The sequence below is a fragment of the Phocaeicola barnesiae DSM 18169 = JCM 13652 genome (assembly GCF_000374585.1).
Taxonomy (GTDB): domain Bacteria; phylum Bacteroidota; class Bacteroidia; order Bacteroidales; family Bacteroidaceae; genus Phocaeicola; species Phocaeicola barnesiae.
Genome location: NZ_KB894660.1, coordinates 54,465 through 66,197 on the forward strand (window position 1 = coordinate 54,465; position 11,733 = coordinate 66,197).

6 protein-coding genes are annotated in these 11,733 nt (G+C 57.1%); 2 read left to right on the top strand and 4 right to left on the bottom strand.

The window, feature by feature from the left end:
* Positions 1–37 precede the first annotated feature (37 nt).
* From C510_RS0114375 to C510_RS0114390, 4 genes are all read right to left on the bottom strand, one after another.
* Positions 38–5,704 carry an N-6 DNA methylase gene (locus tag C510_RS0114375; RefSeq protein ID WP_018711975.1) on the bottom strand — a complete coding sequence of 1,889 codons (5,667 nt, stop codon included), beginning with the start codon at positions 5,702–5,704 and terminating at the stop codon, positions 38–40.
* Positions 5,694–6,158, bottom strand: coding sequence for a DUF1896 domain-containing protein (locus tag C510_RS0114380; protein ID WP_018711976.1), 465 nt, complete (start codon positions 6,156–6,158; stop codon positions 5,694–5,696). The genes C510_RS0114375 and C510_RS0114380 overlap by 11 nt, the downstream gene beginning before the upstream one ends.
* A 70-nt stretch (positions 6,159–6,228) precedes the next feature.
* Positions 6,229–8,334 (bottom strand): type IA DNA topoisomerase, encoded by a 2,106-nt coding sequence (locus tag C510_RS0114385; protein ID WP_025892911.1) that lies wholly within the window; start codon positions 8,332–8,334, stop codon positions 6,229–6,231.
* Between the two features lie 26 nt (positions 8,335–8,360).
* On the bottom strand, positions 8,361–9,593 hold the full coding sequence (locus C510_RS0114390; protein WP_244870484.1) for a DUF3945 domain-containing protein: 1,233 nt from the start codon (positions 9,591–9,593) through the stop codon (positions 8,361–8,363).
* 462 nt (positions 9,594–10,055) lie between these two features.
* Between C510_RS0114390 and C510_RS0114395 the strand changes: the two genes are divergently transcribed.
* Both C510_RS0114395 and C510_RS0114410 read left to right on the top strand, forming a co-directional pair.
* Positions 10,056–10,613 carry a hypothetical protein gene (locus C510_RS0114395; protein ID WP_244870485.1) on the top strand — a complete coding sequence of 186 codons (558 nt, stop codon included), beginning with the start codon at positions 10,056–10,058 and terminating at the stop codon, positions 10,611–10,613.
* 467 nt (positions 10,614–11,080) lie between these two features.
* Positions 11,081–11,692: a TetR/AcrR family transcriptional regulator gene (locus C510_RS0114410; protein WP_018711981.1), complete on the top strand. Its 612-nt coding sequence runs from the start codon at positions 11,081–11,083 to the stop codon at positions 11,690–11,692.
* Positions 11,693–11,733 lie beyond the last annotated feature (41 nt).

Consider the following 11,733-nt stretch of genomic DNA (forward strand, 5'->3'; position numbering starts at 1 on the left):
GTACCGGTTGTTGCCAAGCCTTTTTGTTGAATCCCGCTCAGAGCTTCATCCTCCATTTCGGTTTGTCCTGCGGTTTCTCCGTGTCGGCTTCCGGTCGGGGGATGCCGCCGATTACTACCTTTTCCTTGCCCGCGCTCATGAGTTCCTTGATGCTGATGGTCTTGGGCATGGCTGGCAGCACCGGCGGTTTGCGCTCCGCCGCATGTGCCATGTAGTCGGGCATACGGTGGACGTATGGCTCGGATGCTGCCGGGACGGCAGGGCTGTCGGGCATTGAGGGGGCGGATTGTGCCAGCGGTGCGTCCTGTTGCTCCGGCTTGATTTCCGTTATCCCTTCGGTATTGGCTTCCTGCGCATCGACGGACTTCAGGGAGAGCAATATCTTGCGGTCAAGCGTGGCAAGCTCGGCCTTGAGCAGCTTCAATTCATCCTCTTTCTTCCATGTTTCATCCACGACCTGCTTCAATACGGGGATTTCCTTTTCAATGTCGGCATTGTCCTTCGTGTATTTCTCTATCAGGCGGGGGATGCTGTCGAAGGCGTTGATGAAGTTCCGGCAGGCGGTCTGCGGGTCGGCTGCCAAGCGTCCGTTGTTGTAATTGTACAGGAGCTTGCCCGCACCGCTCACGAAGAAGTGGTTCTCGCAGAAGTCCAGCCCCTCCTTGACGGTGGTTTTGGTCTTGACCACAATGTCGAAGCCGTAAAGGGAGCCGATGGGCTTGGGCTGGCCGTGCGTGCGTTCCTTGTCCTCTATCTCGTGCAGCTTGGCGGCAATGACTTTGGGGTCACCACTCGTTACCCCGTCAATCTTCAACGGGTTGAGCTTCTTGCCCTCCTTGTCGTACTGCACGCGGCTCTCGAAGTCCGCCATGTCCTGCCGTGCCCTCGCGATGATGTCGCTGTTGGAGGCTTGGTTGGCCAGTAAGGTTTCCAACCGGATGCGCGAATCGCCCTTGCTGCGCTGGAACGCCTTGCGCTCGCCCTCCAAAGAGGCAATCTTCTTTTCCAGACGCGCCTTGTCCAACAGGTCGGTATTGCCGGAGAGGATGGCCACGTACTCGGAGTAGTTCATGCCCCCTTTCTCGTCCATGCTGCCCTCGTCGATGGTGCGGCTGCCCATGCGGTTCTGCTTGAGCTGGGTGATGAAAAGCTGCTTGTTGTGGAGCAGGTTGAACTTGTAACTGTCCAATGACTTCTCCACCGCATAGATGATGACATCGACCTTGTTGTCGGCATAGAGCTTCGCCACTTCGTTGCCCTTGCGGATGCCGCGCCCGTCGCGCTGCTGGAGGTCGCTGGGGCGCCACGGTGCGTCCAGATGATGAATCGCCACGCACCTTTTCTGCGCATTGACACCCGTGCCCAGCATCTCGGTGGAGCCGAACAGCACGCGGATGCGCCCCTCGTTCATCGCCTCAATCATCGCCTTGCGCTTCTTCTCGGTCTTCGCTTCCTGAATGAAGCGTATCTGGTCTTCGGGGATGCCGTGGTCTTCGACCAGCTTGCGCTTGATTTCACTGTACGGGTTCCACTGGTCGGGCTTGTAAGTGCCCAAGTCGCTGAACACGAACTGTGTCCCCTTGTGTTCGGCATAGCGGTTATAATACTGCGCAATCATGTCGGCGCAATGGGTTGCCTTGTTGTCGCGGTCGTCGTCATATTTCAGCGGGTCGATGAGCCGCATGTCAAGCGACATCTTGCGGGCATAGTCGGTGGCGATGAGCATCTTGGCCTTTTCCTCCTTTTCCGTCAGCGGCAGACGGCCCAATACGGTAGCGTTGCCGGTCTTGGCGAACTCCATGAGCTTGGCGATAAACTCCTGCTGGTCGGGCGTGGGCGCGATGTTGTGCAGTATCTCGTTCTTCTTCGGGCGGTCGATGCCGATGTCCTCCGCCGTGCGGAAGTCGGTGATTTCGGAATAGAACGAGGCGAGTTCGGGCACCTTGATGAAATAGCGGAAGCGTTCCTTCTGCACAATCTCGTTGGTCACGGAAAACTCATAGTCGATGGACTTGCGCGCGAACACCGCCGCCCATGCGTCGAAGGAGCGGATGCCCTGCCGCTCCAGTTCGTTGGGGCGCAGGTATTTGAACAGGAGGTACAGCTCGGTCAGCGAGTTGCTGATGGTCGTACCGGAAAGGAAGGTGGCTCCCAAGTCCTTGCCGGTGCGCTGCTGGATGGTACGGATGGCGAAGAGCATGTTGAGCGCGCGCTGGCTGCCCTCCGAGTTGCCCAGCCCCGCCACACGGTCGTGGCGCGTGGTGAACATGAGGTTCTTGAAGCGGTGCGATTCATCGACAAAGATATGGTCGATGCCCATGCGCTTGAAGTCCGCCACATCGTCCTTGCGGTTCTCTATCTCGTGCGTCAGCTCCTTGAGCTTGACTTCGAGGTTCATCTTGCGTTTCTCTGCGCCCTTGAGTTGGGCATTGGTCACCTCGCTGCCCAACTGGTGCAACACCTCCAAGTTTTCCTCCACGCTGTCCAGCTCCTGCTGCAAGATGTCGCGCTGGATTTCGGGCGACTGCGGTATCATGCCGAACTGCTCGTGCGAGAGGATGATGGCATCCCAGTCGTTGTTCTTCATCTGGTTGAAGATTTCCACGCGGCGGTCGGGCGTGAAGTCCTCCTTGCCCGGATAGAGTATCTTGGCGTGGGGATAGGCGGTGCGGAAGGTCTGTGCAATCTCGTGGATGTTCGCCTTCAGGCCGGTAATGAGCGGCTTGTGCGCCAGTCCGAGCCGCTTCATCTCGTAGGCGGCGACGCACATTATCAGCGTCTTGCCGCCACCCACCTCGTGGTCGGCGATGCCACCGCCGTTCATCTTCAGCATCCAGATACAGTCTTTCTGCGAGGGATACAAATCCTTGATGCCCAGTCCTTTCAAATCAAGGTCAGGAAAGGTCTGGTGGCTGCCGTCGAACTTGGGGCGCACGAAGCAGTTGAACTTGCGGTTGTACATGTCCTCCAGTTTCTTCTTGAACTCCGGCGACTGTTCCATGAGCCAGTCGGAGAAGCCTCCCCGTATCTCGTCAATCTTGCTGTTGGCAAGCTGCGTGGCTTCGGGGTCGCGCACCTTGATGTCCTTTCCGTCCTTGTCCGTGACGGTCTTGGTGATGTTGGGCGTGGTGTTGTGGATGGCGTGGCGCATGAGGGCGACCCCGTTGAACAGGCGCGTTTCGGAACGGACTGCGTACTGGTTATAGATACGCGGGCTGAGTTCGGAGGCGCGGATGCTGTACTCGTCCGCACTGGCGTTGTAGCGGACAGACACGTCGGTGTCGAACAGCCATGAGGCATAGCGGCTGTACACGCCAGCCGGTATCCAGCGTTCGCCGAAATTGAAATCCAGTTCCTCGAACGGGATGGGTGCCGGTGCCGCCTTACGCAACGCTTCGAGCGAGATGCGTGATTCGGCATCGTCGGGATGCGTCTGCAAGTATTCTTCGATATACTCTGCCTTTGCCACGACATTGCCCGAAATGAAGCGGTCGGCAATCTCGAAACGCTTGGCCAGCGGGTTGTAGAACACCCTGCCGCGCAGTTCCTCCAGAAGCTCGGCCTGCGGCCTGTCGGTGAGCGACTCCATATACTCCATGTTTGCCTCGCCGTACTTGTTGAGCGAGGCCGCCAACGCCTCGTGCACATCGTCGGTGTGGGTAATCTCGTTCACGTTGTACGACACGGGATGGTCGAAGATGTCGGCCTTGACCGCCTTGCCGTCGGTGTAACGCTCCAATGCGAGGATTTCCCGGTTATCGGCATCCATGCGGAACAGGTCGATGTTCTTCTTGTCGTTCAGGTTGCCGAACTGACGGACAAAACCGTCGTACAACCCGTTCAGCCTTGCGCGCAGTTCCCCGTTCTCCTGCCGGTGTTCCGCCTCGTCGTTGTACAGGCGGTGGTAGGTGTCACGAAGTTCCATGTAGGATTCGGCACGCTGCCGCTGGCGGGCGGGCAGCTCCAGCGGATGGAACACGGGGATTCCCTTTTCCATGCCGGAGAGGTAGCCGGTCTGCCCGTCCATACCCACCAATGAGCCGTTCCGGTAGTGCTCCAGCCTTTCGCCGGTGAAAGGGCGCGGCTTCATGCGCTCCTGCCGGGCGTCCTCTTCCTCCGCACGGCGGCGTTCCCGCTCCCGGAGTTCTTCTTCCGACGGGGCTTTGGTTTCGGAAGCCGTATCCGTTTGGGCTGCCGTATTTTCGGGTACGGACTGCCCGCTGACCGGTTCCACGATGTCGAACAGGGAGAGCTGCGGGGCAGCCTGCTTCTTCTTCCGCTTGGGCTTCCGCCCGGTGCTGAAAGCCTGCCGTTCCTCCTGCGTGAAGCCGAAAAGGTCATACAGGGACATGACCGGCTCCTGCGTGACGGGCTTCTCCGGTTCAGGCCGGCCTATGGCCGGTTCTTCTGCGGCTGCTTCCGGTGTTCCCGTTACGGTATGTCCCTGCCCCGGCATGGAAACCGCCCGCACCTGTGCGATGCGTTCCTGAAGGCTTTCCGCCCGTACATCTATCAGTTCGCGCAACTCGCGCACCGGCGAGAAGCGGAGATAAAGGTCAAGGTCGAGGTTTTCCGACAGGTTCTTGTCCAGCATCCATTTCAGGTCTGCGGCGATGGCATCCATGCCCCCGTCATGCAGGAAGACGCGTGCCGGTTTGCCGTAGGGGTCGGTTCCCACATGGCCGCGCGTATGGACAATGGCGGCGGTACGCTCGAAGTATTCGTTCTGTGTCGTGCCGTCCTCCTGCGTACTGACCTCGACGAAGGCTTTTTCAAGGCCGGTATATTCCCTTTCGGATGCCGTGTCTTTCTGCAACACAATGAGGTCGCTGCCCACCTCCGTACCGGCATAGTCGGCAAACAGGTTGTTGGGCAGGCGGATGGCGGACAGGAGCCGCGCCCTTTCCATCAGGTACTGGCGCACGGGAGTGCCCATCGCGGAGTTCATCACCCCCTGTGAGGTGATGAAAGCCACGATGCCTCCCTCGCGCACGGCATCCAGTCCCTTGACGAAGAAATAATTGTGCAGGGAGTTCATTGCGAAGCGCCGTGCCGTGCCGCCCGCCATCGAGGGGTCAAATACCCGGATGTCGCCGAAAGGGATGTTACTCGCCGCCACGTCGAACCGGCCGTTATCTTGCGGGGGAAGCTCCTCGAAGCCCTGCACACGGACATCCGTGCCGGGCTGTAGCTGCCGGAGGATGCGCCCGGTCAGCAAGTCCTTCTCGTATGCCGCCACTTCGGGCGTGGCGGTGGCTGTGAAAAGATGCGGTTGGAAAGCGGTGAGGAAGTTACCCGTGCCCGATGACGGGTCAAGAAAGCTGTGCGGCGACACGCCGTGCTCACTTAATGAGGATGCCAGCGCGCCGATGATTTCCGGCGGTGTATAGAACGCGGTAAAGGTGGATGCCTTCACGCTGTCCACCAGCCGTTTGTATTCACGTTCATCCGTCGCCCCCTCGCGGAGCACGCCGTGCAGTTCCGATACGAGGGGGAACAGTTCGCGGTCGCTCTGCGTCCAGCGCAGGATGTCGGTGAGCTTGCCAAATGGCGACAACACCGCCTTGATGCCCCCGAAGCCGGAGTAGGCGGCAAGCGCCGCCAGTTCTTCCGGGGTGGCGGCACGCCTCTCCTTCTCCAGCCGGAACATCAGCCGGATAGCCTCGATGTTGTCCCTAAGATGTGCCTTCCTGTTATATGCCATTTTCTTCGAGCCAGATTGAGATGGTACCGGTCAGTTCCTCACACAGCCGGTCGAAGCCGGGTGTGGCGGCGAAATCGTCGGTCAGGTCGTAACCGCTGAACACCCTGCCGCATTCGGGCAGAAGCTGGAGAGCCACCTCGCGGGCGCGGCCTGCGGGCACCTCGTCGGCGAACTCGTTCCACAGCACGGTGATGAGCGTGTCGAGCCGGGAAAAGTGCAGGTCTTGGAATAGCACCTCGTCCGCCTGCCGGACGGCTTCGTCATAATCCATGCCCGATTTGACAGCTTCGCTGAACGCTTCGGCTGCAAGGTCGGCACGCGCGCGGACAAAAGCGTCGTCGGCAGCCCGTTCGGGATGCGATTCGCGGAGGTAGGACAACAGGGTAAGGCGGTAATAGGACAGTTCGTCCGGCTCTACCGCCGGAGCCGGCATGTTCGGTTTGTTCGGATTCATGATTCTTCTTTTTATTCGTGTTACAAAATACATTTTATGCCTGTATAGGATGAAGTCGGTGCCGGGAGGGTCATTTCTTTTTGGCGGGTTTGCCTTTGGGCGGCTTCCTGTCGGCGAACTCGTAACCCACCGAGAAGTCGGGACGAAGCACCAGCGAAGCGTCGAAAGCCTTGCCCTCCTTGCTCTTGAAGCCCTTGATAACCCCGGTTCTGCCTTTGGTCAGTAGTTCGGCAAGCTGCTTGTCCGACAGTTCCTTGCCGCCCTTGTTGCGGAAGAGGGTAAAGCCGCAGTCCACATCGGCGCACTTGACGACCTTCGGGAAGAACAGCACCCGGCTGTTCCGGCATTTGGGACACGGGTATTCGCTCTCCGAAGGCGCTACGGACACTTTGGTTTCCAACAGTTCGGTCACAATCTGTGCGGTATATGCCTCGATGTCGCGCCGGAAGGCGGCAGCGTCGGCCTCGCCCGATTCGATGCGTGCCAGTGTGTCCTCCCATGCGGCGGTCATTTCCACGTTGGCAATCTTCTTGTCCTTCACCGTTTCATAGACCGCCATGCCTTTGTCGGTGGGCACGAGGCTTTTCTTCTCCCTCTGGATATAACCGCGTGCGAACAGGGTCTCGATAACGGCGGCACGGGTGGCGGGGGTGCCTATACCTGTCTCGCGGATGCTCGCCCGTAGTTGTTCGTCGTCAATCTCCCGACCGCAATGTTCCATCGCCGAGAGCAGCGAGCTTTCAGTATGCAGCGGCTTGGGCTTGGTCTGCCGCTCCACCGCTTCGAGTGCCTTTACCGGGAGCGTCTCGTCCTGTTCCAAATTGGGGAGTGCCATATCCCCGCCGTCGTCCTCTTCCTTTTCGCCGCGCACGGCACGCCAGCCGGCGGACTTGACCACCGTGCCTTTGGCCTGCGCTTCGCTGCTGCCCACCGCCGCATGGATTTCCGTCACCTCCTTGATGCAGGGGGCGGAAAAGGCTTCGAGCAGGCGGGCTGCCACCATGTCGTAAACGGCCTGTTCGTCTTTGGAAAGGCCGGAGGGCAGGTTTTCGGTTACAATCAGCGCATGGTGGTCGGTCACTTTCCTGTCGTCCACGCTGCGGCGGTTGAGCGGTGCACCGGAGAGCGATGCGGCATACTGCCCGAAACACGGATGCTGCCGCAAGAGGGCGATGCGTGAGGGGATTTCATCGAACACGTCTTCGGAAATATACCGGCTGCCGGTGCGCGGATAGCTCAGCACCTTTTTCTCGTACAGGCTCTGCGCAAGGGAGAGCGTGCGGTCGGCGGAGAAGTCCAGCCGGGTGTTGGCATCCCGCTGAAGGGCGGTCAGGTCATAGAGCAGCGGAGGTTCTTCCTTGACCTCCCGCCGGGCAAGAGCCGTGACGCGGAGCGTGCCGCACGCTTTCATGTCGCCCAACGCATCGTCTGCGGCGGCCTTGTCCTCGTAACGCTGTTCAGTAGTGGCATGGAACGTGATGCCGTCCTTTTCCACCGTGATGCGTATCTGCATGTACTTCTTCGGGGTAAAGGACTTGTTCTCCAGATAACGGGAGCAAATCATGGCCAACGTGGGTGTCTGTACCCGTCCGAGCGAGAACACGCCCCGCCCGGCGGCAAGGCTGAGCGCCTGCGAGCCGTTGATGCCGATGAGCCAGTCCGCCTCGCTGCGTGCCTTGGCGGAAAGATAGAGGTTGTCGTAGTCACTGCCCGGCTGCAACCTTTCCATCCCCTCACGGATGGCCTTGTCGGTCAGGCTGCTTATCCACAGGCGGACAAACGGTCTGGTGCAGCCCAAATAGTGGTAGATGTAGCGGTATATCAGTTCCCCTTCGCGCCCGGCGTCGGTCGCCACGATGATGCGGTCGCACCCCTCGAACAGCCCTTTGATGATGTTCAGTTGGCGCACCACGCCGGGGTCGTCCCTGTATTCCTTGCCCTCGCGTACCTGACGGGGAACAAGCGTGAACTTGGCGGGCAGTATGGGCAAGTGCTCCCTGCGGAAGCCGGTGAAGCCGTAGGTTTCGGGCATGGCCAGTCCGACCAGATGCCCGAACGCCCATGTGACGGCATAGCCGTTGCCTTCCAGATAGCCGTCCTTCCGCTGTCCGGCTCCTACAATCGCCGCGATGCTCTGCGCCACCGACGGCTTTTCTGCGATGATGACATTCTTCATATACATTATCTATTACAGGTGAATACTCAAAGTGATACGCCGGCACCTTTCTTCTCGGACTTCCGGACACGGCGGTTCTGTGTGACGGCCTGTGCAGGCTGTTGTGCCTGTGTTTCCGCCTGACCTTGCGACTGCTTCCTGCTCTTGTCGGGATTCCAGCGGAAGAAGTCGAACTTCATCTTCTCGTAATTGGGGCGCACGTAGGCATTGAACGTGCCCCCGCCACCGTCGGACATGCCCGTGATATAGGCGGCCTTGCCCATTTTCAATGTATTCACCTGTTCATCGGTCAAGTCCACCCCTTTCAGTTTCTTCGGGATGATGATTTCGCGCCGTTCGCTCTGGCTCTGCTCCACCTTGCGGTTCAGCCCCCGGAAGTCGTAGTCGAAGCCGCCCTTGCAGACGTTGTACTGGAGGCGTGCGTCGTAATGCTTCTGCTTGCGTTCCGACCACATGCCTTCCACCAGTACGGATTCGCCGTTCATCAGCCGGAGTCCTTGGTCTTCGGTCAGCGCGACCCCGTTGATTTCACGCACCTGCTTTATTTCCTGAACGGGAAGATGGTGCAGGCGGTTGGTCTTGGGGTTGAAGGAAAGGAGGCAGGCCTCAATCATGCCGTCGGGCTGGCGGATGTAGATGGGACGTCCGGCATTGTGTGTCTTGAGCAGGTTGTCCTGCACCTCCTGAGAAAGTTCCGTGCCCATGTACTCGCCCAGTTCGGGGCGTTGCTTGCAGCACTCGATGTTGAGCACGGGCTTCCCGTCGGATGATTCCACCAGCCGGATGCAGGCGGGCGTTTCGAGGCTGATGCCCTCGAAACTGGTCTTGATGTCCAGTACGGCGGATTCATGCCCGTTCAGCAACCGTGCCGTACCGATTTCGCCCAGCGATTCGGGCGTGATGCCCATGCGTGCAAGCTGCTGCCAGTCCACCTGCTCCATGCTCCACTTCGTGGATTGCTGCGGGGCGGATTCTTCGGCGGCGGGAGCCTGCTGCAAGTCCTGTTTCTGTATGTGCTGCTCCGGGTCTAACCTGTACCCGTCAATCATGGCCGCGTTCTCTTCCGGCTTGCGGAACAAGTCCGCCATATCCTTGGCGGCGGCAAGCAGTTCCGCCGGGATGTGGTAGAAACGGAAGTCGGACGGGTTGTCATACTGCCGTTTGAAATTGGAGAAAAAGGCTTCGAGGATGGATTCGCTGCGGTCGATTTTCAGGAAATCGCCGTCGGGTTTGGCCTTTGCCAGCGGCTGGGTCTTCAATGAGCCGTCCTGTTCGACGCGCTCCACCACATGGGGCTTGTTGCCGTCGGAAGCGTTGGTTACTACCAGCACTTCGTCTTTCATGTCCTTGAGGTTGTCCATATACAAATGAATTAATCGTGAAACAATAAGTTAATTGCGGCACGAAAGTAAACGGGCAGCCTTGCCGGGCAATGGGAAATAAGCGGACGGGAGGCAAGTGGCTATGTGGTGGCGCGAAGTGTCCGCCCGCTTCTTTTGAAAAAAATATCCAACCGTTCGGTTTGTTTCTCCGATTCTTTTCGTACCTTTGGGCAGTGAGATTAGATATGTGCCTGACGGTTTGCTGAATACCGGAGGGTAATTTACCATTAACAGCAAGAGACGACCATGAACATTAAAAGCAATATTTTTGGATGCCTTTCCTACATCGGAATAGCCATAGAGTTTCTGTTGATAATTCAAACCTATATATTCTTGGACATGGGGAAATACGGCTATATGTTGGTGACCGGAAGCCTTGCAGTGATTCCGTTTGCCATTATGTACTGGAATATGCGGAGAAGCCAAAGGCGGGAAGAGGACAACAAAAAGAAACACAAGGAATGGCTTCGTTCCAAAGGCGTTGCGTTGGATGTGGATTTGAACAGTTGCAAAATTTCCGAAAACAAACGAACCGTCCATTATACCCGGATGGACATTCCCGCTTATTCATTAAAAACACGTTTACATGCGCCTGCTTCACTGGATGAACCGGATTTGCCCTACCAATCATGGCGCAGTCAGGAAATGAATGCCAGCGAAGCACTTATGAATCCAGACCGGATGCATGAACCGCTTTCTTATGAACGCTGCTATTGCATCGTAAAAGCAACTTTGGATTACAAGGGGAAACGGACGCAGTTTTTCAGCGACCCCATCCTGATGGACAAGTGCAGTTTGGGCGTTTTTCTTGCCTTGCATAAAAGCGGAATCATTTATGTCAATCCCCAAAATAAAAAGGACTATTTTTTCGACCTTGATTTCCTGAAACAAGAATGATTGATGGCAGATAAGATGATGAAACTCGAAGCCTTTGTAATAAGGAAAATCAAAAATTTCGGAACAATATGGACTATGTAAGCAGTATATGGAATGAATTTTCAAAAAAACGATAATAATGATTGATATTGTAGGACTGGAAAGTATAGGCAAATATATTATTTGGCTATGGAGTAAATATGTAAAACGAAAACATATACCTTATATGGACCTTGAGTTTCATTATCCCAACTATCTCTTTATAGCATTGGGGAGTATTGTTGTTGTCATCTTTTTAGTTATAGCAATAACCTATTTTTCAATTGACTAACGTGAGTCCGATATAATTCAGAACATCGTAAGTTGCCCGTCTTTGAGAAAATTGAGGTCATTGGCTGCACTTCATCTAATCGTTTTGTGCCAAATGCTTGCCGCGAACGCAAGTTTTCCCTACCTTCGTGGGCTAAAAACATAAACCCCTTACGCTTATGATAACAAACCGGGAAGAAGTGCTGGAGAACGCCTTGCGGGTGTTCGCCAAGATGAACTACGAGAAGGCAAGTCTGGTGACTATCGCCAAAGCCTGCGGGCTGTCCAAGCCGGGGCTGATTTATTACTACTCCTTCAAGCAAGACCTGTTCGTGGCGGTGGTGGACAAGTACATCTTCGCCACGCAAGACCCCGCCAACAAGTTCAGCTTCCGGGGCGGCACGTTGCTGGAGTTCATCGACCACCACGTGGAGAGCGTGGAAAAGACCATGCGCCGCATCGTGGGCTTGCTCGACGACGGGAACAACCCGCAGGGATGCAGCTACAACTTCTACTACTTCCACCTGCTGATGCAAGTGCGGCAGTATTACCCCGATGCCGGGGCGAAGTTCGCCGCCCTGTTCGAGAAAGACCGGAAGCTGTGGCGCGACATCATCGAGCGGGCAAAGTCGGCGGGCGAAATCCGCGCGGAGGTGGACACGGAGGAAACCGTCGCCATGTTCCGCGAGGTGTTCTACGGCTTGTCTTTCGAGCAGGCTTTCCTCTCCGGGCTGGACACGGGTGAACTCTCCCGCAAGCTCCGCTTCATTTATTCACTGATTAAAGCCTGACCCGTTCAGGCTTTTTTTATGCCCTCCGGCATCCTTTCTCT